The organism is Kitasatospora sp. NPDC058048 (assembly GCF_042885555.1).
Classification (GTDB): domain Bacteria; phylum Actinomycetota; class Actinomycetes; order Streptomycetales; family Streptomycetaceae; genus Kitasatospora; species Kitasatospora lactacystinica.
Genome location: NZ_JBHVRT010000033.1, coordinates 31,380 through 57,830, shown reverse-complemented (window position 1 = coordinate 57,830; position 26,451 = coordinate 31,380). Strand labels below are relative to the sequence as shown.

3 protein-coding genes are annotated in these 26,451 nt (G+C 73.9%); 1 reads left to right on the top strand and 2 read right to left on the bottom strand.

Going from position 1 to position 26,451, the window contains the following annotated elements:
* Window positions 1–86: 86 nt before the first annotated feature.
* Complete coding sequence (eccD, locus tag ACFVVA_RS29580; protein WP_387693833.1) at window positions 87–1,445, top strand: type VII secretion integral membrane protein EccD; 1,359 nt, start codon at window positions 87–89, stop codon at window positions 1,443–1,445.
* A gap of 104 nt (window positions 1,446–1,549) precedes the next feature.
* Here the strand turns inward: eccD and ACFVVA_RS29575 are convergent, their stop codons facing one another.
* Window positions 1,550–2,212, bottom strand: coding sequence for a type VII secretion system-associated protein (locus tag ACFVVA_RS29575; RefSeq protein ID WP_387693832.1), 663 nt, complete (start codon window positions 2,210–2,212; stop codon window positions 1,550–1,552).
* A 25-nt stretch (window positions 2,213–2,237) separates the two neighbouring features.
* On the bottom strand, window positions 2,238–26,438 hold the full coding sequence (locus ACFVVA_RS29570) for an ADP-ribosyltransferase (protein ID WP_387693878.1): 24,201 nt from the start codon (window positions 26,436–26,438) through the stop codon (window positions 2,238–2,240).
* Window positions 26,439–26,451 lie beyond the last annotated feature (13 nt).

Sequence of the window (26,451 nt, the reverse complement as noted above, 5' to 3'; positions counted from 1 at the left end):
CCGTTCATCCGGGCGGAGAGGCGGACCACCGCCCAGCGAACCGGAGGACCGGCGTGAGCAGCAGTGTCGTGGCAGGACTGTGCCGATTGAGGTTCCATGCGCCGGGGACGGCCTTCGAGCTGGCCGTCCCCGCCGATGTGCCCCTGGCCGACCTGCTGCCCGCCGTCCTGGGGCACGCCGGTCCCGGGCTCGCCGAGGAGGGCCTGGAGCACGGCGGCTGGGTGCTCCAGCGGCTCGGTGAGGAGCCGCTGGACGAGGAGCGCACCGCCGAGGCGCTCGGCCTGCACGACGGCGACGCCCTGTACCTGCGGGCCCGCCACGAGGCCCTGCCGGAGGTGCACTTCGACGATCTGGTGGACGGCGTCGCCACCGGCATGAACGAGCGCGGCGACACCTGGCGCCCGGCCCTCACCCGGGTCCTCTCGCTGGCCCTGGCGCTGACGGCGCTGGCGGCCGGCTGGGTGCTGCTCGCCCTGTCCGGCCCGGCCGCCCCGCGCGAGGCCGCCGCCGCGGCGGTCGCCGTCCTGCTGCTGCTCGGCGCGGCCAGCGCCTCCCGGGCGATGGCCGACGCGGGCGCGGGCGCCGCGCTGGGCGCCGCCGCCGTCCCGTACCTGGCGCTCGCCGCGCTGCTGCTGCCGAACGGGCCGGGCGGGTCCGGCGGGGGCGAGCTGCTCGGCGCCCGGATCCTGGCGGCCTCCTCGGCCGGGGCCGGGGCGGCGGTGCTGGCCCTGGCGGCGGTGGGGGCGGCGGCGCCGCTGTTCCTCGGGGTGGCGCTGGTCGCGCTGCTCGGGGTGCTGTCGGGAGTGCTGGTGCTGGCCGGGATGACGCTCGCCCAGCTGGTGGCGGTGGTCGGGGTGGTGGCCGTGCTGGTCGGCGCCTTCGTGCCCTCGCTGGCGTTCCGGCTGTCCGGGCTGCGGCTGCCGATGCTGCCGCGCAACGCGGACGAGCTCCAGGAGAACATCGAGCCGGTCCCGGCCGCCGCCGTGCTGCCCCGCGCCCTGGTCGCCGACGACTACCTGATGGCCCTGCACACCGCGATCGGCGCCGTCTGCGGCGTCTGCCTGGCCGTGCTGCCCTTCGCCGACGGCTGGGCCGGCCCGGCCGAGGCCGGCGCGCTGAGCCTGCTGCTCCTGCTGCACGGACGGGCCGTCGGCAGCATCCGCCAGCGCCTGGCCGTCCTGCTGCCCGGTGTCCTCGGCGGCCTGGTGCTGCTCGCCCGCGCCGCCGCCGGCGCCTCGGCCATCGACCGGCTGCTCCTGCTCGGGGTCCTGCTGACGCTGACGGCCGCCCTCCTCGTCGCCGCCTGGACCGTGCCCGGCCGCCGCCTGCTGCCCTACTGGGGCCGCCTCGCGGACGTCCTGCACACCCTGTCCGCGCTGGCCCTGCTGCCGCTGGCGCTCCAGGCCTGCGGGGTCTACCACACCCTGCGCGGCCTGGCCGGCTGAGCCGGGCGGGGATCCGCGGGCCCGTCACCGTCCCCCGGTGGCGGGCCCTTCCGCTGCCCGCCCCGGTGCGGGCCGGCTCAGCCGTACGGGCGCTGCGGGCCGGCTCAGCCGAACGGGCGGAGCGGGCCGCCCCGGTCGCCGGCCCGCTCCCGGGCGTCGAGGGCCGCCCACAGGGATCCGGGCTCCAGCCTCATCGCGGCCGGGGCTCCCGGGTTGACGACGATCCCGAGGCCGGGGGGCAGCCGTTCCAGCAGCGTGCCGGGGCCGACCACCGCGTGCCCGGGGCTTCCCGCGGCCTCCAGCCAGGAGCGCGCGGAGAACACGACCACCGCCGGTTCGCCGTCCGGGAGTCCGAAGCCGCCGACGGTGCCGAACTCGTCCAGCAGTACGGCGACCCGGGCCGAGGCGAGCGCGCGGTAGACGTCGTCGCCCGGCCCGTACCCGGTCGCGGCCAGCTGGACGGCGGCGTCGACCGGGTCGGTCGGTGCGGGCCACTCGCGCGCCAGCGGCGACGGGCGGTACTCCGCGTTCGGCGCGAACTCCTCGACGGAACCGTCCTCGCCCGCACGCCACCGGCCGATCACCGCCCAGTCCGGGGGCTGCCCCTCGCCCTGCCAGTTCGGGTCGACCAGCCCGATCCACTGCCCCGGCGCGGCCCGGGCGGCGGCCAGGATCCGCTCGGGCACCGGCGCCGTGTCGGGTGGCGGCGTGTCGGGTGACGGCGTGGCGGCCGTCGGTTCGTCGTGGCCCTGTCCGGGAGCGGTCATCGCGGTCCTCGCTGTCTGGTGGCTGTCAGTCGTCGGTCAGGCCGTAGTCGGGGTTCGGGGCGAAGTGCTCCGCCGTCTCGTCCCCCATCGGCTCGAAGTCCTCGTCGGCGTCGTCGTCCGGCGGCTCCACCCTGCCGTAGACGATCCACTGGCTCTCCGGGGGCACGTCCGCCTCCCCGCCGTCCAGGGCCCCCTGCGGCAGGGGGTGGTCCGGGGGGATGATCCGGACCGGCCGCCAGCGCAGTCCGGCGCCGAGCAGGATCTCGTTCTCGGCCGGGCTGTGCGAGACCTCCCGGAGGAACGCCCCCGGTGTCCGGTCGGGCAGCATCAGGTACAGCCGGATGAGCCGTTGGCCGAAGGCCCCGTGCAGCCGGCTGCCCGCCGAGACCGAGACGTACGTGGGTTCGGTGACGACCTGCCCGACCTCCAGGGTGCCCGGGTGCAGCCCGGGTCCGACGTACGGCGCTCCCCTGCTCCCCACGAGGTCCCCCGTCACCGGGCTCTGCTCGATGGAACTGTCCAGATTGCCGATGACCTCCCGCACCGGGCCCGGGGGCAGGGCGGTGTGGTCCCGGCCCGCCATGGACAGCTGCCACCGGATCTGCTTGACCTCGTAGTACGAGAACTGCTGGGCGACCTCGCCGTCCCCGGTCTCGCTCGGGGCAGTGTAGAACTCCAGTGCCCCGCGTTCCTCGTCGCTCAGCCCGCGGACGAGCTCCGCCATCGGTTCGAGCCCCTGCCCGTCGTAGTAGGCGTCGCGGCCGAGCCTCTGCTGGTCGGGCCCGAAGAGCTCCAGCTGCGCGAGGCGCTCCCGGAACGCCCGCGGCATCGCGTCGAACTCGGCCGTGCTCATGGTCCAGCCCCCGTCGCGCCAGAACAGGTCGGCGGCCTGGGTGCCGTCGATGCCCGCCAGGGCCCAGCCGGACGGGTCGGCCCAGACCTCCGGGTCGTGCTCCGGGAGCTGGTGGTGCCAGCCTCCGGGCGGCGCCGCGCTGTTGTCGGAGTCGGACCCCACCGAGGAGTCGTCGCCGTTCACGATGTTCAGCCCGCCCAGGCCGTTCAGGACGCTTTCGATGTCGTCGGCCGTGTGGTCGCCGACGTGCCCGCCCGGGTTCCCGTCCGCTTCCGCGGCGGGCTCCGTCAAGCCCATCGCCGCGGCCTGCTCCGGGGTCCGGTGGTCCGGCCGGTAGGCCTCGTTCGGGACGAACTCGACCGCTTCCACGTACCGGCCGCTCTCGTGGTCCAGTTCGGTGCCGCGCACCAGTTCGACGCCGACGATGTACCGGCCGTCGATGCCCCCGGGGAACGCGACCTCCTGTTCCTCCTCCGAGAGGCCCGGACGGTTCAGGGTCTCCCGGACGTCGATGCCTCCCGGTGCGTCGATCACGTAGCGGTGCCAGGTCCCCCAGTCGACGTGCTGGGCCGTGCGGGAGCGCGTCGTGCTCACCAGGGCCGACGCCTCGTTGCTCCCCACGTAGTCCTGGAGGTCGGGGTAGCGGTCCTCCTGCCTCGGCCGCATCCCGCCCTCGAAGACCTCGGGGTAGTCGACCATGTCGGAGCGGCTCCGCTCCCACCGGTACAGGTGGCCGGAGTCGTACCGCCACATCAGGGGCACGGACTGGGCCTCCCGCAGCGCGTCCAGGTCGACGTACCGGCTCGTCGCGACCGGGTTCGGGGGCTCCTGCGCGGCGGCGTGCGGGACGTCGTCCCTCGGCACCAGCGGGACCTCGGGCACGCCGAACTCGGTGTCCAGGTAGGCGTTCCGCTCGTCGAGGGCGACCTCCAGCGGGCGCAGCTCGGGCCCGTGGTGGTGGTCCTCCGGCGCGCGGTACCGCTCGACCAGCCGGCCCTCGCCGTCGTAGGTGTCCACCCGGCCGTCGGCGAGGTAGCGGGTCTCCCCGCCGCCCGGGAAGCGGTGGATCTCCGTCCCGTCCGCGTAGCGGTGGATCTGCGTCCCGTCGGTGAGGTAGTGGACCTCGCGGTCCGCCAGGTAGTGGACCTCCCGGTCCTGGAGGAAGTGGATCTCCCGGTCCGCGAAGCGCTGGATCTCCGTTCCGTCGGTGAGGTGGTGGACCTCGCGGTCCGCCAGGTAGTGGACCTCCCGGTCCGGGAGGAAGTGGACCTCCTCCCCGGTGGCGTAGCGGTGGATCTCCACACCGTTCTCGTGGCGGACCTCGGGGCCGGACTGCGAGGAGCCCTCGCCGTTGCCCGTGTTGTCCAGCGCGCCTCGCACCGGCGCCGACCGTTCGAGCCCGCCGGCCGCCGGGGTGTGCGACGGGGGCGTACCGCCCGGGACGGCGCCGGCCGGGTCCGGGTGGAACGTCCGGAACAGCCCGGTCGAACCGTCCGGGCCCGGTTTGACGTACAGGCTCGCGGTCGACGGACCGTCGGGGCCGCCCGGCCTGCCGCTGACGCCGGTGCGGCCGGTCGGCGCGTGGACCGGCAGTCCGGTCTGCCGGGCGACGGCCTGGGCCTGCTCGGCGGACTCACAGCTGAGCAGCGTGATCGAGGCCGGACCGCGGCCCGGACCGCCGTTCGTGTCGCCGTCCGCGTCGGCGCTCACGTTCCGGTGCGCGTCGGCCGCCTTCAGCGCGAGGTCGGCGAGCCGGCGCTTGAGCAGGGCGCCGACCTCGGTGCCGGTGACCCCGTGGGCCTTGGTGCCGTCGGTCAGCGGGAGGTCGAATCCCTCCGGACGGCCGTGCGCGGCGAAGAAGTAGGTGTGCTTCCCGTCCCACGGCACCTGCCGCGGCACTCCGGTCGCGAAGCCGTCGGCGGAGCGCGGCACGAAGCTCGTGACCTCGCTCAGCTCGGGGTACAGCGGCGACCGCTTCGCCCAGTCGGCCTCGTCGAAGAGCGCCTGCCCGGTCTCCCGGCCGGTGGCGTCGGTGATGGCATGGGTGAGCAGCAGCTCGTCGGGGACGGTCCGTCCGTCCGCCAGGCGCACCCCGCCGGAGGCCGGCCCGGTCTCCTCGGCGGGGTCGGTGGCGGGCTCGTCGCCGGGGCGCCGGGGCGGCGGCACGGCGGCCGTGTTGTCCGTCTCCTCGGACACCGACTCGCGGGCCCTGAGGCGGACGTAGGTGACGCCGTCCTCCGTCCGCGTCAGCGTGCGCTCGGTGACCCGCATCCGGGCCCCGGGCAGGAAGAGGACCTCTTCCTCCTCCATGTGCGAGGAGAACGGCGCGATGTCGCGGCCGTTGAGGCCGGTCGCCTCCAGCTCCAGCAGGACCCGGTACTCGTCCTGGCCGTCGTACTTCTTCATGAAGCCCAACGAGGTGCTCTCGTTGGTGCTGAAGCTCGCGAACGTCCGGTGCAGGATGACGTCGCCGCCGTACTCGGGCCCGGCGGGCCGGCCGGTCGGCCGCATCGGGTCCTCCAGGGTGCCGTCGCCGCGGAACAGCGTCCCCCTCGCCGCGGGCAGCAGCCGCAGCGCGTCCGCCAGCAGGTGGCTGTGCAGCTGCATCTCCCGCTGGATGCCCGCCAGTTGCTCGGCGGTCAGGGAGTCGGCGAGACTCCACGGTTCGGTCCTCGCCCGCATGCCCTCGTGCAGCTCGGGGATCCCGGTGATCGAGCCGGGCAGCGCGGTGCCCGGGTCCCGGTAGTGCTTGGCGATCAGCGCCGCGATCTTCCCGCGGAGCGCGGGGACGGCGCCGGGGCCCGGGTTCTTGAGCAGCACGTTGATCAGCGAGTAGGCCGGGCCGGTGTAGGTGTACAGCGCCACGAAGTGCGCGGGGCCCAGCAGGTCGGTCACGTCCGTCGCCCTCGCGACGCCGTTGCGGGCCATCCACTGCAGGTACGGGGGCGCCCCGAGTCCCTCGTCCGGGTTGGTCTCGGTCAGCGACTCCCAGCGCCGCCGCGTCTCCTCCACAACCGTGTCGTTCACCTCCTTCGAGGTGCGGGCCCACTCCAGGTACGTGCGCTCGTGCGGCAGTCCGGCCGTGAGCTCCGCCGGTGCCGGGTGCTCGAAGGCCGGCCTGACCGGCCCGTCCCAGCCCTCCACCGGCGGGCGCAGCTCCGCCGGCGGGACCCCGGGCACGTTCCGGTACAGCTCGGCGCCGTCGGTGTACCGGTGGCCGGGGAAGGCACCGGCGAGCCGTATGCCCGCCACCACCTCGTGCAGCGAGTGCTCCCCGTCCGTCAGCAGCCAGCCGTACAGCGCCCGGGCGAACAGGTCGTGGTCGCCCTGCCCGAGGAGCCGGTACGCCTGCATGGCCTCGGCCGCGACCCGGGAGGCCGCGCCGTCCGCCGTCCTGATGCCCAGTTCCCGCAGGTCCGCCTGCCGGACGGCGTCGGCCCGCAGGGCCGCGGAATCGTCGAGGCGGAACCGCTCGTCGCGGGCCAGCCGGTGGAACTCCCGCATCACCTCGTGCAGGCTCCCGCCGGTGACGAGGTGGGCGGTGCCCTCCGCCCCGGTGGCCTCGGCGATCCGGCGCAGCGCCGCACGGGCCCGGTCGACCACCCGGGGGTCGCCCGCCGTCCACGCTCCGAGCTCCCGGTCGAAGGCCTCCGCGTGGTGCCGGTACCGCGGCTCGTCGAAGACTGTGTGCCGTACGACCGCTGCCGTGGGCGGTGGCTGGGTACCGGGGAGCACGGCGGGCGGGGTGCCGTCGCCGGGGTGGAGCTGCGGGTCGAGCGGCGTGCCGGTGTCGAGCGGCGTGTCGACGCCGAACTTCACCGCTCCGTCGATCCCGCCGTGGACGTCGCCCCGGTCGGCCTCCGGGTACGCCGCCCTGCCGTCGTCGTTCAGGTAGGCGCCGAGGTCCGCGGTCCCGTCCTGGGCGATGCGCTGCCAGTTGCCGCCGCGGACGATCACCGGACGGCCGTGCGCGTCCATCCCGACGCCGGAGGTGACCACCAGGTGGCCCCGGCCGTCGCCCGCCGCGCCGGCCGCGGGAGCCGGCGGGACGAACCAGACCTGGCCGTCGGCGGCGTAGGCGACGGCCTCGGGCAGCCGGGCCCACACGTGCTCCATGACCTCGCGCACGTACTCGCGGTCCGGCCGGACGTTGAGGTCGCAGGCGACGAAGCGCACCGGCTTCTCGCCGTCCCAGCCGTCCTCCTCGTAGAGCTTGAGCAGCCCGCCCGCGACGTCCGCCGGGGCGACCATGACATGGCCCATCACGGGCACGCCGTCGGCGGTGTGCATGGCCAGGGTGAGGTAGTCGTTCGCGTGCGGGAGGTTCGGGAAGACCGACTCGGTGAGCGTCCGCCAGTCGGCGTGCCGGTCGCCGACCCAGTACAGCGCCTGGGACTCCAGCACGGTCAGCTCGGGGGCGGGTTCGTACCCGGGGTCGCGCCAACGCTGCTCGACCTCGGTGACGGCCACCGCGCGGCCGGGGCGCTTGAGCTTGTCGACCACGTCGACCAGGGTCCGCAGGTCGCCCGCGTCGACCTCACCGCCGCCGTCGCCCTTCAGCGTCCGGACGTGGTCGACCAGGTGCGCCCTGGTCACCTGCTGGTCGGCCGGCAGGTGCAGGGCCTCGCGGACGAGGTCGGCGGTGCGGCGCAGCCTGGTGAGGTGCGCCAGGGTGATCCGCTCGGTGCCCTGCTGCAGTTCCTGGGCGAGCTTGGCGGTGCGCCAGGCGTTCATGCTCGCCTCGCGGCGGGCCGCCTCCCCCGCGACCAGGTCGGTGACCCGGCCGGCGAGCGGGCGCCCGTGGTCCGCTCCGATGTACTCGGCCAGCGGCCACAGGTCGTCGTGGGTGCGCAGTTCGGGGACGTTGGCGAGCCCGGCCAGGGCCTCGTGCAGCCGCCGGTCCGCGTCGCTCGCCTTCGGGAACGGCGAGGGCGTGGTCCGCTCGGTGGCCTCGATCTGCACGTACGGTTCCCGCAGCGGGGACTGGAGGAGTTGCCGTCCGCCGAGGTCGAAGGTGCTGCCGGGCCGGATCAGCACCTCGGCCTCGCCCTGCTTGTCCGAGAACGGCTGGATGTCGAAGGCGCTGCCGCCGCCGCGCACGGAGAAGTGCAGCAGGGCGCGGTAGGTGAGCGGGAGTTCCGTGCGGGTCTGCATGAACATCATCGCCGTTTGGCGGTCCATGCTGGTGCTCACGAAGTCGGGGTTGCTGAAGGTCTCTCCCCCGTAGGAGGGCGACAGCCGCCTGCCGACCGGTCCCGGCAGGCCCAGGACCCGGTCGCCGCGCCAGAGCTCGCCGGTGTACGGGGGGAGCTTGGCGAGCGACTCGGAGATCAGTTCCGCGTGGGCGATCAGCTCCCGCTCGATCTGCGGGAGCCGCTCCTTCACGGCGCTCTTCAGGGCCTTCCGGTCGTCGGCGGTGCGGTCGCGGGGCAGCTTGGTGAGCAGTGGTGCGAGCACCTCGTCGTGCTTGAGGATCGACGGCAGGCGGGCCGGGTCCGGTGTGCGCAGCAGCCCCGTGATCTGGATCTCCAGGGCCCGCTGCCGGGTGAGCGGACCGAACCTCAGGGCCACGTTGATCAGCGCGTAGGCGGGGCCGGTGTAGACGGCCAGCGCGTCGAAGTGCGCGGGGGTCAGCCGGTCGAGCACCTCCCGCGCGCTCAGCGGGTTGCGGCCCAGCCACTCGGCCACGACCCGCGAGGCCCGGGTCGGGTCGTTCGCGGCCAGCGTGAACCCGTCCCGGTTGCGCTGCGCGTTCTCCACCACGTCGTCCCGCCAGCCGCCGTCGGCGCGCGGCTTGTGGAGCAGGTCGTGGTAGGCCGCCTCGTGGGGCAGCATGCCGTCCTCGCCCAGCAGCGCGCGCACCTGCTGCTGCGGGATGCCCGGGATGTGCTGGTACAGCGTCGAGACGTCTTCCAGCGCGTTCGGCGGGAGCGGGGGCAGTTCGTCCAGCAGCTGCGCGCCCTTGAGGATCTCGTACAGCGAGTGGTCGCCCAGCGGCAGCATCCAGCCGGTGAGGGCCAGCAGCATGTCCTGCGGTGCGCTGTCCACGACCTTGAGCAGTCGGAAGGCGTTCAGCATCTTCGCCGTGGTGGCCGAGATGCCGGTGCTGAGCGGCATGCCCTTGTCGAGGTGGGCCTCGCCGTACCAGGCGGACTTCTCGTTGAGCATGTAGTGCGCCCGGCCGGGCTTCCACGTCAGCGCCTCCCCGTCCCCGACGCCCTGCTGGTACGCCAGTTCCCGGGGGCTCAGCGGCATGCCGCGGTCCTGGAGGCCCTGCGCCGTCAGGTCGTTCGGCGGCACCGGCTCACGGGCCTGGCGGGCCTTCAGGCTGGCCAGGTACTCGGCACCGGCCTTGAGCGGTTCCGCGCCCTGCTTGATGACGGTGCCGGTGCCGAAGTGGTCCTTGGCGAACATGGTGTTGAGGCCGGGCAGGATCTCCAGCACGGAGCGGGTCCCGCTCCGGAGGAAGTCCTGCTGGGCCGCCAGCTCGCGCAGGTCCAGCCCCATCGCCTCGGCCGTCGCCGTGGGGTCGGAGGACTCCAGCATCCGCTGGAGCACCTGCTTGAGGCCGAACGGGGAGTCCTTGACGTAGGCCGCGTTGTAGAACGCGGTCAGCAGTTCCCGGGTGTTGCCGGTCCGCATCATGGTGCGGAACTCCGCCAGGCCGAGCTGCTCGCCGACCTGCCCGGCGGCGCCCTCGTCCGGCTTCCTGTCGGTGTTGAGGAAGACCTGGTAGAGCTCCCCCTCCGGGGTCTCGGGGTGGGCGGCCCGCAGGGCGTCGTAGAGCCGCTGGACGGCGTTGCGGGCCGCGGCCTGCGCCTGGGGGTGCGCGAAGGCGTAGGCACCCAGCCGCGCCTCGAACTCCTCGGCGCGCCGCCGGTGTTCCGGGGTCGCGTGGAGCGCCTGCTTGGGGACGCCGAGGGGCTGGAGGTCCCGCTGGTCGACGACCGGGTGCTGCGCCGTGGCCTCGGCGAGCGGCTGCGGGTCGTGCAGCTGCGGGCCGTGGACCTCGACGACCTCCACGACCGGCCCGTGGGCGGGCGGCGGGGCGTGGTCCGGCGGCGGGGCGTGGACGCCCGCCCCGTTGTCGACGGTCGGGGTGTGCGCCCCGGCGCCCTCCACGGGCAGCCTCAGGTGGAGCCACTGCCCGCCCGCCTCCAGCCGGGGCCGGCCCGAGGCGTCCCAGCCGACCCGCGAGCCGACCACCAGGTGGGTGCGGCCCTGGTCCTGGACCACCCAGACCTTGCCGTTCCCGACGTACGCCTGCAGCTCCACGCCGGGAAGCCGCTCGCGCAGGGACCGCAGCACCTGGGTGACGTACTCCTGGGCGTCGCAGGCGACGAACCGCAGCGGGCGGCCGTCCCACTCGCCGGTGGCGTGGAGCTCCGCCAGCGACTGGGCCAGGTCGTCCGGGTGCAGGGGCCAGCCGTTCCAGCCCGGCGCTCCGTTCTCCGTGACGGCGTGGTAGGCGATGGTGAAGTAGCGCGGGTCCTCCTCGATCGACCGTACGCTCCGCTCCAGGTTCTCGTGCGTGGCCTGGTCGGCGAGCGGGTCCCGCAGGACGCGGACGCCCCCCTCGTGGTGCGGGGTCAGGGCGCGCGCCACCTGGATTCCGACCTGGCGGCGCGGCACGGTCAGGCCGTCCGGGTGCTCGGGCGTGAACTGCGTCCAGTGGTCCGCGGGCGAGACGCCTGCCCTGGTGTCGGCGTGCGGGATCTCCAGCTCGACGGGCAGCAGCCCGGACAGCGACCGGTTGCCGCCGGAGCCCTGGTCGGCGGGGTCGCCGCCCCTGTGGAGGGTCAGTTCGAGCTGGACGTAGCCCGTGTAGCGGGCCATCGGGGTGTTCGCCTTGGCGTTGGCCACGTACCGGCCGCCGGCGTCCGTGACGGTGCCCATCCGCCCGCGGTAGGCGCCTCCGAGCAGCAGCGAACCGGTGCCCTCGACCAGGGCCCCGAGGTCGGCCTGGGCGCCGACCTGGCCGCGCAGGTTCCACTGCCGGCCGGTCAGCTGCGTGCTCCGGTTGCCGCCGCCCGACTCGTTCGCCGGGCTCAGCGCGGCCCCGGTGCTGTCGCCGTGGTGCTCCAGCTGGACGAGGGAGGCCTTGACCGTCACCTCCGCGTCGTCGACGAACCAGCGCCGGCCCGAGGAGGGGGTGCCGATCGCCCGCTGCGGGCCGACCGCGGCGCCGGCTCCCGGGTGGGCGCCGACCGCCGGGGCCAGCAGGGAGGAGAGCTGGGCGTGGCTCAGGCCCGCGGTGACGACGGGCTCCAGCCGCTTCCAGGTGCCCCCGCCGAAGAAGCGCGGCCCCTCGGTCCGCAGGAGGCTCCGCAGGCCCGCGGTGTCGCCGACCCAGCGCAGCACGTCCCCCGGGCGCAGGCCCGCGGTGAAGACCTCCGCCGGCGGCACCCGCAGATCGCGCGGGAGGGAGGGGCCGCGCCGCTGCCCGGGCCCGGTGGCGTCCGCGGTGGCGCGGGCGGTCTCGGTCAGCACGTCGGCGTGGATGACGGCCTCCGCGACCGTCCGGCGCAGCCGCCACTGCGGGACGACCGCGTTCCCGGCCTCGGCCAGGTTGCGGACGACCGCCCGCGTCCTGGAGCGGGCGGGTTCGGGGACGGTCTGCACCGGCCGGGCGTCCAGCGGCAGCGGAACCGCGGGACGCCGCTCCATCACCACCGACAGCCGAATCGTGGCCCGGTGCGCCTCGGCGGCGAGCTTGGTCTTGACGGCCGTTCCGGTCACCAGGACGTCCCGGCCATACTCCAGTGCGTCCGTGCGCCGGGTGTGGGTGACGCCGCCGCCGATCACGGCGGACACGCCCGTGCCCACGGTCCCCAGCACGGTGAGCCCGAGCGAGTCGGCGTGCCCGCTGCCGGAGTTGGTGCCGGCCTCGGAGCTGGTGAAGGCGGTCTGGGAGCTGGCACCGATGTTGAACTCGACCTGGGGCGCGTCGCCGGACTTGGTCATCCGGTCCACCGAGGCGGTGATCCGCACCGTGCTGCGGCCGTGCGTCAGGACGATCTCGTGGCCCGAGGTCATGGGCTTCAGCAGCGGGTGCAGCCTGTCGAAGTCGAGGGCGTCGAGGAGCCGGGTCCGCATCCCCGCCCAGTCCCGGCCGAGCACCGCCCGGCCCTTTGGCGCCAGCTCGGCGACCACGTCGGCCACCGCCCGCGGCCCGGTGCGCACCGTTCCGTCCTGGGCCTCCAGGTGGACCCGGGTGACGATGTCCGAGGAGCCGAGCCGCTTGTCCGGGAGCTGCAGGACCGCCGGGTTGTCGCCGGCCGGGGGCCGGACCACCTCGCGGTGCGGGGCGGCCACCAGGACGGGCGCCTGCGCGGTCGCCTCGGCCAGCGAGCGCTGGAGCATTCCCGGCACGAACCGGACCGTGAACACGGCGTCCCCGTCGAACAGTTCGGCGGTCTCCACGCTCTTGCCGCGGCTTCCGGTGCCGCCGGTGCGCTCGATGGTGAGGCCGCGCGCGCTGTCCCGGGTGTGGGCGTACTCGCCGGTGACGCTCACGTGCGGGACGGTGCCCTTGAGGGAGACCCCGCCCCGCCAGCGGCTGAGCCGGTCCCAGCTGTAGCCGACGACGGTGCGCTGCTGGCTCCCGAGCTCGAACTCGAAGCCGTCCACCGTCCGCCGGTGCCGCAGGGCCAGCGGGGCGACGGTGACCTCCACCGTCCCCTTCCAGTTGCCGGTGTCCACCGACACCTTGAGGCTGCCGCCCCGGCTGAGCCGGGACAGCGAGGCGGTCAGGCCGGCCGTGTCCAGGTGGGCGGCGAGCCGGGCCGACGCGTGGGCGGAGACCGGGCCCGCCGTCCCGAGGACGCGGTGGGCCTCCTCCAGGACGGACGGGCCGCGCCGGCCGACGCTGAGCACCACGTCGGAGTGGCCGAGCCTGTCGGGGACGCTCAGGTGCTCGGGGGCCTGCCCCGCGGGCTCCGGCTGCGGGGCAGGCGGGTCGGCGGGCGGCGGCACCGCTTCGTCGAAGGGGTTGGCGATGACCCGGTCGGGCCGCTCCCGGGGCTCGGTGTGCGCCTGCTCCATGCTCAACGCGGCGTCCAGCGCGACCGGTTCGCCGTGCGGCCTGCCGTTCAGCGTCAGCCGGAGCTCGAACCTCGCGTCGTACAGCACCTGGGCGCTGCGGTACTTGCCGTTGGCGTAGCTCTTGGCCGAGGCGCCGCCCCGCCAGCCGTCCCGGTCGCGCACCTCGTGCTGGACCGTGGCGGTGCCCTGGAGGGTGTCCGTGAACGGCTTGCCGTTCCCGTCCAGCACGTTCTCGCGGGTGTGCACCGGCCCCTTGCCGAAGGCCTGGGCCGAGACGTTCCTGCTGTCGGAGTTCAGCAGCCGCTTCGACTCGAAGGTGGTGCTCTCCCGGACGGGGTTGAGGTCCGCCGACGCCTGCTCCCGCCGGTACGTCAGCGAGGTGACGTGCGCGGTGACGCCGAGGCCGAGCCTGCTCAGCGGGCCGAGCGTGACGGCGGGGCCGCGCAGCGGGACCTCGTGGGTCATGCCCACCAGGTGGGCGCCGACGGCCGCCTGCGAGAACGCCCGCAGGACGTCCTCCCTGACCCCGCGCCACGTCTTCGCCCCCAGCTGGGCGAGGCCGATCTCGTCCAGCCGGGCGTGCAGCGGTGCGACGCTGTGCACGTCACGGACGACCGTGGTCACGGGCAGGCCGGTGTAGGCGGCCGAGCCGTGCCAGATCCCGGTCGGCGGGTGCGGGACCAGGGTGCCGGGGGGCAGCGGCGCGTGGTCCGGGTGCGGGGCCGGGTTCTCCTGGCCCGGGGTCGGCGGGGAGGTCTCCGCCCGGTCGACGACCACCCGGAAGCCGAGCCCGGCGTCGACGGAACGGGCCGGGCCGGGCCGCAGGGTGCCGAAGGGGCCGAACTCGACCTGGATCCGCGCCTCCCCCTCGAACACCACCGCCGCCGTCTTCACCTTGGTGCCCAGCGACAGTTCGTCGCCGCCGCCGTTCAGCGTCACCCGGTCCCGGCCGGTCCCGGCACCGGCGCCGGCGCCTCCGCCGCCGTTCTTGGCCGACCCGGTCGCGCTGAGCGGCAGCGGGAACTGCCAGCCGGTGCTCGTGGTGTCCTGATGGACGTGCGAGCGGGACGTTCCGGTGGCGATGTTGAACTCGGTGGCCGGCAGCTCCGCGGTCTGCCCGATCGTGTGGATCCGGGCGTTCTTCAGGGTGATGACGGCCTTGGGGCCGACGAGGCCGTCCACCTCGACGGTCAGGGTCTCGCCCGACATCAGCGCCTTGAGGTCCTGGTGCAGCGCGCCCAGGTCGACCTCGTCCAGCAGCTTGGCCTTCAACGCGGGCCAGGCGCTGCCGAAGTGCTCCCGCGCCTGGGTCTCGAAGCCCGCGACGAACGCGGCGATGCCCTTGCCGCCGGCACCGGGTGCGTTCAGGTCGGGGAGCTGGATGCCCTCGGGCCCCTCGACCGGCTCCGGCCGGTGCCGCAGTGCCCACACGTCCGTCACGATGTGCGAGCCGGACAGCCGCCCGCCCGGGCCCGCCCCGGGCGGCGGGAGGAGCGGGAGGTCGACCGGCAGCGGAGCGCCGGTCTCCCGGAGCGGAACGGCGACCTGGGCCCGCACGTCCACCGGTCCGATCGGTCGCGGGACGGCTTCCGGGGACACGTCGGTGCCGCGGTGGGTGAGGTCGAGGAACCGCGCCGACAGGTGGAAGACGGTGTCGAACAGCGCGGCGGTCTCCGAGGTCTTGCCGCGGGCCACCGTCCGGCTCGCCTGGGCGTCGGTCGTCCCGTGCTGCCGGCCGTACCGGTAGCCGACGGTCTCGGTGAGGTCGGCCGGCTTGCCGAACTTGAACTTCGCCTGGCCGCCCACGTTCCCCTGGAGCAGCCGGTCCCCGGTCACGCCGACCGAGGTCTGCCGCTCCGAGCCGTACTCGAACTCGAAGTTGTCGGCGGCCCTCAGGAAGGTGCTGTTCCCGAGGTCGGCCCCGACCCGGACGGTACCGCTCCAGGAGCCCGCCGAGAACGGCACGTCCCACACCTCGCCCCGGGACAGCGCCGTGAGCTTCGCCTGCAGGGTCTCCGCGCCGAACAGGCTCTCGGCGAGCGTCCTGGCCGCCGGCTCCTCACCGTGCAGCGCCGCGGCGAACCGGCGGGTGAAGTGGTCGAGGAGCTGGGTGCGGGTGCTGCCGAGCCCGATCAGCACGTCCGAGGACGCCAGGCCGTGCTCGTCGATCCGCGACGGACGGGCGGGCAGCTCCGGGCCGACGACGGTGCGGACGACACCGTTCAGGTCGGTGACGGTGTCACCCGGCTGCAGGACCTCCAGGGGAGCGTGCTGCCCCTGGTCGTGCTGCTCGACGACCGTCTCGTCCACCGGCGCCACGGATTCCATGAACTCCCGGAACCCGGTGAACACCTCCTCCTCGCTCGGCCGGACGACCGTCGCCCTCTCCCGCGTCGCGGAGTCCATGAACTCCCGGAAGCGGCCGAACAGGTCCTCCTCGTCCAGCCGGGCGACGGTCCCGCGTTCGCGGACCGCGGAGTCCATGAACTCCCGGAACCCGGTGAACAGCTGCTCCTCGGCCTCGGTCCGGCCGACCTGGTTGGCCGGCTCCGGATGGGCCGCCCGCGGGTCCGTCCCGAAGAGGCGCTCCAGCAGCGGCACCAGCTCGGGCACGTTCTCCCGCACCCACGGCGCACCGTTGTTGCGCGGCGACCCGGTCAACGGGTCACTGCCGTGGTTGTGCCCGAAGTACGCCGTCACCAGCTGCGCGAAGAACTCGTGCTCGTCGCGCGCCGAGTAGTTCCCGACCCGCTCGCCGTTCCCGTCCCGCAGACCGCCGTCCGGCCAGGCCGTCACGGACTCCTCGCCGAACAGCTCCGCCAGCGCGTCGGACACGCTCCGGTCCCGGAAGGCCTCCCCGACCAGCTCCCGCTGCGCCTCGGTCAGACCGAACTCGTGGATCGCGTGCGCGAGTTCGTGCGCCGACGTGGAGTACCCCTCGGCGTACGCCGGATGCTGCCCCACCGGCGTCCGCGCACCGAGCAGGTTCTCCTCCGTGATCAGCACGGTCCCGTGCCCGCTGGAGCCCCGCACCACCGACCAGTCACGCCCGTCACCCGTGCCGTGCCCGGACGCCGCGAAGCCCGGGACCTCCGTCATCGGCACGTCACGCGGCACCACTCCGACCCGCAGGCCCGCCGCCACCAGCCGCTCCGCGACCTCCTTGTTCGCCAGCATCCGCGCCACCAGGTCCTCGGCCGTCCGGCGGGCCGCGACCGGCTGGTGCGTCCGGGGGTCGACGTCGACGAGCAGCCGCGCCGCCGCCTGCGCGAAGTCCTCCGGCCCCAGCTCGCCCCGCAGACCCGCCATGAAGGCCTGGTCCGCCGCGAGTTCACGCCGGTCCTCCGAGGAGAGGTGCTCCAGCGCCTGCACCCACTCGTGCAGCGGCCCCGGTACCGGCATCTCCCCGCCGCCCAGTCCCACCGGTGGCCGGCCCGGCGCGACCTGCCCGTCCTGCCCGGTCGGCGCGGGCGCCGGGAACGTCGGCGACGGCGGGGACGGCGGGGACGGCGGCTGCTGCATCGCCGTGTCCGTCGGCGACGGCGGCCGCGTCACCGTGCCGGGCGGCGGCGGGGTGGGGGCCGGTCCGGTGAGCCGCAGGTCCGAGGAGAGTTCCGTGGCGACCTGGTCGGCGGGAACCCCCGAGTAACCGGCCGGCACCTCGATGACCACGGGCACCATCTGCACGTTGCTGCCGCTCTGTCCCGCATCGGGCTTGACCATCATCCACGTTCCGCCCGTGGCGACCACCGGGAAGCCGTGGGAGTCGTAGCCGGTCGAGGTCGAAGCGACGAAGGTCCGGCCGCCCCCGGGAGGCAGGGGATCGCCGATGTGCCGACCGGGGAACGGCACGAACCAGAGGTCCTCCTTGGGTGCCCGCATGGTGACGTGCACGTCCCTCATGGAGAGGTACACGTGGAGTGTGGCCAGGTACACGCCGCCCTGCGTCGCGCCGAGGCGGGGGACGGCGAGCTCGATGTCCCCCGTCCCGCTCCAGTACCCGTGCTTCTTGAGATCCGCGATCAGGCGGGCCATCTCCCAGGAGGTGACCTGGTGCCCGTCGACCGTCGGGAAACCGTCCGCATCGGCGCGGCCCACGATCTCGAACGTCCTGGACGAGCTCTCGACGTACCCGAACTCCGGCAGCACCGTGCCGTCCAGCACCCAGCCGTGGAACCCTCCCGAGGTATCCGTGAGCGGCCGGCCCTGCTGGACCCAGTCGTCGCCCGGCAGTCGGTGCACGACCGGACCGGGCACCGGCGGCAAGGTCGGCGGCACCTGAGCGCCCGGTCCCGTCTGCTGCCCCGCCGCGGCGTTCCCGTCCACCGCCGGCGATCCGTGCGCGGTGTTCCCGCCGTCCTCCAGCAGGTCGTCCAGCTCGATGATCCTTCCCTCGGACTCCTGCCCCGGCCCGTGCACCAGGTGGTCGTCGGCCGGGTCCGGATCGAGGTGCGTCTCCCAGGAGGTGACCTCGGTGCCGAGCCCGACGGTGTGGGGTGCCGGGCCCACGAGCGGCAGCCCTTCGCCGTTGGTCACCCTGAACTCGGTCTTCTCGTCGGCGAAGTACGGCCCGAGCTTCTCCGGCCGGCTCCCGTGCTCCAGCCAGACCCAGTTTCCGGGACCGGCGTACACCTGCTCCCCGGCGACGGACAGGCCGACCTTCTCGGCGACGAGGAGGTGCGTGGTGCCGAGCGGCGAGGCGGCGATCCAGACGTTTCCCGCCGCCGCGAGCGCGAGGATCCTCCGGTCCATCCGCCACAGGTGGTTCAGCATCTGATCGGCGTACGACCGGTGGGCGTCCGACGCCAGGTCGGTGGCCAGCAGGCGCAGGGGCCGGCGGACGTCCCAGCTGCCGTCCTCCACCAGCTTGAACAGGGCGTGCGCGGCCTCGGCCGGGGTGAGGGCGGTGCCGTGCAGAGCGGGGCGCCCGCCGACGGTGTCCAGCACCACGGTGAGGAAGTCGCCCCGGAACTGCAGCGTGGTCAGGAGCGGCACCAGGGCGTCGTGCTCCGCGGGCCGGTCCCCCAGCAGGTACAGGCCCGCTTCGCCCGGGACCGCCGGCTCCGCGTCGGCCCGCCCGACGGCCTCCCAGGCCGTCCGCAGGGCGGCCACGGCCGAGGCGTGGTCGGTGTACTCCACGTCCTGTGCGACCGCCAGGATCCGGCGCAGGTCGTGGTCGCCCGTTCCGGTCCTGCCGGTCACCTGTCCGGTGAACCGCTGCAGGTCGTCCTGGGTGATCCGGTGGTCCGGGGACAGACCGAGTTCGGTGCGGGCCAGGGTGGCGACCAGGGACGCACCCGTGAGCTCGGCGAGGGTGTGCCCGACGGCGTCGTGCAGGGTGGCGGTGATCCGCGCGGCGTCCCACAGGTGCTCGGTCGCCCGGCGGACCAGGACGTCGTCCGGAGCGTCCGCATGGGCCCGGCGCGCGTCCGGCAGCCCGACGTGGGCACCCGCAGCCTTGGCCAGCTGCCAGAGGTCCCGGTGGAACCGCGCCTCGGACGTGTTCGCCAGGCCGGCCAGCTGGGACCTGAGCTTCTCGTGGAGCCGCTGGGGCCACTGCGGCGAGTCGTTCTGCCACTCGAACGGCCGCGCGGATCCGTTCTCCATGTAGTCGATCCGCTCGTACGGTCCGGTGCCCGCGCTGCCGGTGCCGCTGCCCGTGACCGTGAGGACCGCACCGGGCTTCATCAGGATCTCCCGCTCCCCGTCCCGGTAGCGGGAGAAGGGCGTGATGTCGACACCGCTGTCGCCCGCCAGGCGGATCCGGGCCAGGACCCGGTGGGCCAGTCCGTACTGGGCGAGCTTCTCGTCGGGCGCCAGGAATTCCTGGGCCGTCTCCTCCAGCCGGCTGGTGCTGAGCAGCCCCGCGCTGCTCTGCTTGTTGCCGGGCCTGGCCGCCGTGAACACGCTCTCCGGACCGTCCAGGCGGCCCAGCCCCCACTCTCCCCGGTACACGACCCCGGTCACCGCCGGCAGCCGGTCCAACGCCTCGATGATCATCTCGGCGTGGATCCGCAGCTCCTTCTCGATCTCGGGCAACAGTTCCCTGGCCATCCGGGAGAGTTCCGCGGTGTGCTCGGGCGTCCGGTGCTGCGGCCCCGGAGTCGCGATGAGCCCGCCGAGCACCGGGTGCTCCAGGAGCATCGACGGCACCGCCTCGACCTTCCCGGCCAGCAGGGCGTCGATCTGCTTGGCCAGCGCGGTGTGAAGCAACGGTCCGTCGTACTTCAACAGCGCGTTGACCAGCGGGTACGCCTTCCCGGTGTAGATGTTGAGCGCCTCGACGTGGGCCACGCTCAGCCGCGCGCCGAGTTGCTCCCGCGTCAGCCCGTTGTCGGCCAGCCACTCCCGCTCGAACGGGTACGGCACCTTCCCCGGCTCGACCATCCGCTGCCACACCCGGCGCACGGATTCCAGGCCCTCCTCCTCGAAGCCGCCGTTGCGGCGGGAGCGGCTCGCCAGGGCGTGGTACACCGACTCGTGCGGGAGCATCCCGAGCTCCCGGCGCAGAGTGCCCTCGGGCAGGCCCGGAATGTGCCGGTACATCGCGGCGGCCTCGGTCAACAGGTGCGACGGTACCGGCGGGAGCTCCCCGGCGAGTTCGGCGCCCTTGAGGATCTCGTAGAGCGAGTGGTCGCCCAGCGGCAGCATCCAGCCGACCAGCGCGAGCAGCATGTCCTCTGCCGTGACGTCCGGGACCTTGAGCGCGCGGAACGCGCCGAGCATCTTCGCCGTCGTCGCCGAGACGCCGGTGCTGAGCTGCATTCCCTTGGTGTTCCGGGCCTCGCCGTACCACTTGGAGGCCGTGTTGACGTCGTGCTTGAAGTTGCCGGGCTCCCACTGGAGGGCCTGGGAGGAGTCGGCGCCCTGAAACGTCTTCTCCCGGGGGCTCAGCGGCATCCGGAGCTCGATGAGCTTGCGGTCCAGCTCGAACGGATTCGTCTCGGTCCGCGGCGTGCGGGCATCGGAGCTGGCCCGGAACTCCCGCTGCAGTGCCAGTGGGGCCCGGTGCGCGACCGCACCGGTGGCGAAGTAGTCCTTGTCGAAGTAGCCGGCCCCGCCGGTCAGCGTGTGCGAGACCTTCCGGGTGGAGCTGTTGAGGTAGTCCAGCTGCTGCGGCACCCGGGTACTGTCCAGTCCCAGCTCGCGCAGCCGGGCGGCCGGATTCCCGTGCTCGGCCAGGCCGGTCAGCAGCTGCTTGAGACCGTACGAGCCGGGTGGCTGCGTGGCGTCGTGGGCGTAGGCGGCGTTGAAGAAGGCCGTCATCAGCTCGCGGAGGTTGCCCGTCGCCAGCAGCTCGTGGAACTCGTCCCGGGTGAGGTGCTCGCCGACCTGCCCGGCCGAGGTCAGGTCCTTGCTCAGGAAGACCCGGTAGACCTGCTCGCCGGTCGGGTCGCCGTGCGCCGACTTCAGCGCCTCGTACAGCCGGTACGCGCTCCCCCGGGCCGCTTGCAGCGCCCGTTCGTCCCGGTAGGCGAGCAGGCCGACGGACCGTTCGAAGTTCTGTGCGACGGTCTCGTACTCCGGCGCGTTGTACAGGTGCTTGCGGCCCGCGCCGAACTCATGCGCCTGCGGGTCCGGCGCGACGATCCGGTGCTCGGACGTGGCGGTCAGCGGTGCGGACCCGCCGTCCTGGTGGGCCGGCAGCTCGGTGGCCACCACCTGGGCGTGCTCGGCCGGGGCGTGCTCCGCCGGGGTGTGCTCCGCCGGGGTGTGCTCGGCCGGGGCGTGCTCCGCCGGGGTGTGCTCGGCCGGGGCGGTGAGCCGGACCCAGTGGCCGCCCGGCTCGACGCGCGGGAGTCCGGCGCTGTCGAAGCCGACGTCGCGGGTGACGACCAGCCGGCGCGAACCGTCGCCCGCGACGCGGTCGGGCACCAGCCACAGGGTGCCGCCCGGGGCGTCCACCTCGACCTTCAGCGCCGGTCGCTGCTCGCGCAGCGCGGCGACGAAACGGCCCGCGTACGAGTCCGCGCCGCCGCGGCCGACGTCGCAGCCGGCCAGGCGCAGCGGCCGGCCGTCCCACACGCCCCGGTCGTACAGGTCGAGCGCGGTCCTGGCCAACTCGCGGGGCGGGACGGGCTTTCCGTCGAGATGCGGCGCGCCGTCCGGTCCCTTGCCGTGGAAGACCAGGGTGAAGTGGGACGGGTCGGAGGGGAAGTGGGCGAGCGCCTCGTCGGTGGCGCGCGGGTCGGAGCCGCGGTCGGCCAGCCAGTGCACGCCGGGGCGGATCTCGGTCGTGGCCGGCGGGTGCTCGTGGAGGGCGCCCGGGGCGCCCAGCGCCGAGGCGACGACCACCGCCGGGTCGTGCTCGCCGGGCAGGTCGGCGGTGTCCCGGGCCCGGACGGCACCTCCGCCGTCGGCCCCCCGGTCGTCGGCGCCGCCGTGGTCGCCGCCGGTGGTCCGGATCAGGGCCCCCGCGGCTCCCCCGTCCGGGGAACGGTCGCCACCCTCCTCGGGACTGGCTTCCGTCCGGCGGCCGAAGGCGTCCTCGTGTGCGCGCTGGTGGGCCTTCCAGCCGGCCGCGTCGAAGTGGGCGAGCGTCCACAGTTCGCGGTAGTGGGCGATGAAGTCGTCGCCGTACTCGCGCTTGAGGTGGTCGGTCAGGGCCTCGTTGAGGTCGTGGCGCGCCGCGAGCCCGTCGAAGCCCTTGGCGGCCTCGCGCAGGGCGGGGGCGGCCTCCTTCTCGAAGGCGGCGTGCTCGGCCAGTTCCCCGGTGAGCTCGCGGCGGCTCTCCTCCCAGTGCTCCTGGCGGCCGGCGAGGTCCTCGTGGGAGCGGAAGGACTCGTCGAAGGCGCGGGCGATCCGGTCGCCGTGGCCCTCCGCCAGGCGCTCGGCGGCGTGCGTGGACAGGCCGTGCTCGCGGGCGACGGCCTGGGCCTCCGCGGTGGCCTGCCGGCGGACGGCGAGGCGGGCGGCCTGGTGGGTGAGCCGGTCGTGCAGGGCGGCGGGGTCGGTGAGCCGGTCGAGGGCGCCGCGGAGCGCGGCCGGCTCGCCGACGCGTTCGGCGGCGGCCCGGTCCGCTTCCTCGGCGAGTTCGCGGAGCACCGTGTCCCTGGCCCGCAGCACGTCGGACTCGCCGGCGCCGAACTTCTCGGCGAACTCCTTGCGCGCGGCGTCCTCGGCCCAGGATTCGGCCGCCTTCTCCGTCTCCGCGACGGCCCGGCGGATCGCCGCCTCGCGGACCGCCTGGACGGCGAACTCGTGCGGCAGCGCCCGGTCGTGCCCGGCCAGGGACCGGGTGAACAGCTCCACGGCCTCGTCGCGGTCCCGGCGCTTGCCGGTCGCCGCGTCCAGCGGGCCGGCCGCCTTCTCGAAGTCGGCGGCGAGGCGGTCGCGCAGCCGGTCCCGGACCGCCTGCATGCTGCTCGACGACAGCTCGGGGCGTTCCGTCACCCCGGCGGCGTCGAGCAGTTCCCGGTCGGCCGGGGAGAGCCGCTCGTACCAGTCGTGGGCGGCCCGCTCGACCCGGTCCTTGGCGAGGGCCAGGGCGTTCGCCCGGTCGGTGTGCAGGGCGAGTTCGTCGCGCGCGTGCTCGGTAAGCCGCTGGAGGGCGTTCCCCGCCCGGGTGTTGGCCTCGGTGGTGAGGCTGTCCGCGTCGGCGTAGATCCGGGCGACCTCCGCCTCCGCCCGCGCCTTGAAGTCCTGCCGGACGAGGTCCACGACGGGAGCGGGGGTGCGGTCGGGGGTGTGGGCGACGCCGGTGTCGCCGTCGGTGATCCGCGGGGCGTTCCAGGCGGCCGCCGCCCGGTCGAAGTGCTGCACCGCCACCCGGACGGCCGCCTCGCGGACGGAGGCGACCCGCACCAGGCCGTCGAGGTCGCCGAGGATCCGCTCGCGCTCCCCCGGCCGGGCGGCCAGCTCCTCGTACATCATCGCCCGGGCGCGCTCGTGGACCGCTCCGCGCAGGTTCGCCGGCGCATCCTCCGGGAACCGGCCGGGGGCGTCGAGGGCCTCGTTCAGCAGCCGCTCGGCCTCGTCCTCGCGCCGGTGGCCGCTGCCGTCCGGGTCGGCCCGCAGCTCCTCTGCCGCCTCGGTGAGCTTGGCCTCGTACTGGTCCTGGAGGTCCCGCTGGGTTCGGCGCCACTGCTCCGCCCGCTCGCCGTCCGCCTCGGCGCGGATGTGCTCGGGGGCGTCGGTGTAGTGGTAGGCGTCCGGTTCGGTGCCGAAGCGCACGGCGGTGTCCATGGGGCGCAGGTCGCCCTCGGACTGGTGCTGGTACTCCGTCGGCTTCGTCGACGCGGTCGTGGTCACGATCGGCTGGTCGCCGTCGGGCGACTTGGCGTACGTGTGCCATTCGCCGCCGCCGACGACCGCCGGACGGCCCAGCGAGTCGAAGCCGACCTTGTCCGCGACGATCACGTGGCCGGTGCCGGAGGCCGTCTTCATGGTCGTACCGTCGAACCCGGGCGCCACCCAGACCGGCCCGTTCGCCGCGACGGCCTTCAGGTCGGCGAGCTTGGGGTGCGACCAGACCTCGGCCATCACCTGCTTGATGTAGTTCGGGTGCGCGCTGTCGAGGTTGCAGGAGACGAACTCGATCGTGCGGCGACCGCCCGACAGGTGTCCGAGGCTGTCCAGGCCCACGATCACGGCGGCCAGGTCCTTGGCCGACACGGGCACGCCGCTCTCGTCGGTGTGGATCGCGACGGTGTAGCGGTCGTTCCGGACGGGCAGCAGCGACAGCACGTCCGGCAGGTCGGCGCCCGGCTTGCCCGCGACCCACCCGGGCTGCCGCCCCTCGCCCTCGGGCAGGAAGTTGCCGCGGTCCCACGGGACGTCGCCGTCGCCGCCCGTGCGGAGGTAGTCCAGGCGCTCGTGGACGACCGGTTCGGGCTTCGGCTGTGCGTCGGGCTTCGGCTGCAGGTCGGGCTGCGGCTCCGGCCGGGACTTCGACGGCCCGTCGGACCCGTCGGACCCCTCGGACCTGTCGGACCCCTTGGGCTCGTCGGGGTCCTTCGGGTCCTTGGGATCGTTCGGGTCCTTCGGGTCCTTGGGATCGTTCGGGTCCTTCGGGTCCTTGGGATCCTTGGGGTCGTGCGAGTCCTTCGGCTTCGGGTCGAGGTCCTGCCGCTCGCGGGTGCCCTGGTTCCCGCCGTCGTCGTGCTGCCGGGGCGGAGCGGCCGGCTGCTCCACCGGAATCGGCGCCTCGACCGACGACTCCGTCCTGGGCCGCGTCACGGGCGGGGCGGACCCCTCCGAGGTCTGCTCCGCGGTCCTCTGCTCCGCGGCCGTCTGCTCCGCGGTCTTCCGCTCCGCTTCGTGCCTCGGTGCCTGCTCCGGCGTCTCCTTCGGGCCCCCCGTCGTGTTGGCCGGCTTCGGCGCCTCCGGCCTCTCGTTGTTCGAGGAGGACTTGGGCGCCTCGGACGACGTCCTCGTCGAGCCGTCCCCGCCGGTCGTCCTCGGACTGCCCGCCGGGGGCTTCGCCGACTTGTCCCCGGCCGGGGCCGCGGAGCCGTCGGAGTCCGTCCTCAGGTTCTCCGGCCGCGAGGCGTCCAGCGGGCCGGTCCCGGGCAGCTTGCCGCCGATTCCCTCGGGGCCGCCGCCCACCGCCCCCGCCCCCTCCGGGCGGGAGACCCACAGGGAGGTCGGGTGGCCCATCAGGGTGGACACCACGGCCAGCGGGAAGCGCGCGTAGTTGGGGAGGTTGATGTCCTCCATCCGCAGTCGCAGCGGGCCGCCGGCGATGTGCCCGAGGTGGCCGAGCGCGCCCATGGCGACGCCGCCGTAGAAGCTCTCGACGCTGACGGTGAACTTGTGGTTCTCGCCGAAGGCCAGGTTGTACGCGCCCTCGGTGACGATGTTCTGGACGCCGCCCTTGAGGTAGTTGCCGACGCCCTCGCCGAACCGGTACAGGAACTGCCCGGCGGTCTGCGGGTGCAGGCCGTCCATCAGGCTCACCGCGCGCCCCGCGAGGTCCTGGGTGGCCTGGATGGTGTCCCGCAGGTGCTGCTGCTCCGCCTGGAGGAACTTCAGGTCCCTCATCCCGCTGTCCAGCGCACCGCCGCCGAGCTGCTTCAGCTCGTTCTGCATGTGGCCGATCTGCTTGGTGATGCCCTGCAGTTCGGCCCTGAGCGTGCCCGACTCCATCCTTCCGCTGGCCGCGACGAGCGTCGACACCAGCTTGTTGACGGTTCCGAGGTCGATGGCGTAGCGGGCGCCCTGGGTGGCGAGCCGCGAGGCGATCAACCGGCCCGCGGCGTTGGAGAGTTCCTTGTCGATGCCGAGCTCGAGGAGCTGCCGCTCGAAGGTCTCCCCCATCTTCTGGGTGAGCTTCTCGACCTTGCTGAGGTGCTCGGCGACGTTCTCGATCCCCTTTTCCCCGGCCTCCTTGCCGAACTTCTCCCCGACCTTGTCCGCGAGCTCCTTGAGGGCGTTGTCCTGGACCTTCTTCTCGGTGTTCTTCGCGACCTCCTTGGCGGTGTTCTTCGCGGCTTCCTTGGCGGTCTTCTTCGCGAGGTCCTTGGCGACGTTCTTCTCGGCCTGCTCGATGGCGGTCTTGAGCGTGAGGCTGCCCTCCTTCCGCATGAGGTTGAGGGCCTCCTTCAACGTGCCGGTCGGGAGGTTCTTCAGCAGGCCCTTGAACTCGGATCCGGCCAGCGCCTTGAGGTCGGCCTGCAGCCCCTTGCTGACGCCGCGCCCGAAGATCCGCCCGAAGGCCTTGCCGAGGCCGAAGGTGAACAGCTCCAGCGGACCGGTGAGCAGGCCGTTGATCGCGCCCATCTCGATCGACTGGATGAAGGATTCCTTCTCCCACTTGTCCTTGTGGCCCTGGCCGATCTGGATGCCCTGGATGATCCCGTCCATCAGCATGGCGGTGGTGATGGAGAGGAACTCGTGCAGCAGGAGCTGCTTGAACAGCCAGATGAAGACCTGCTTGATCACCGCGCCCGCGGTCTCGTAGGCGACGAAGATCCCCGCGAGCGAGCCGCCGAAGGTGATCGGCGACATGGCGATCGCCCAGGCGATCTGGGCCACCAGCTGGATGAGCTGGGCGATGATCATCCACTTGGCGTACTCGACCTGGTTGGCCACCTTGTGGGCGAAGTCGCCGAGCTGCTTGGCCATCTCGCCCGCCGCCGAGACGTAGTCCGGGCCGCCGGTCTCGCCGATCAACTGGCGCATCTGCTCCATGAAGGCGTCGGCCGCCTGACCCTCGAAGCTCTCGCCGCAGAGCTTGACCAGCTCGACCAGGTAGCCGCGGAGCTCGGGGACCTTCTCGTGGATGGCCAGGTAGTCGTCGCCCGCTATCCGCAGGTGGTCCTCGTTCGCCTCCGGCCACTTCATGCCGGTCACGATGCTGAAGAACTTCGCCAGGCCCGGCGGCAGCATGATCGACACGGTG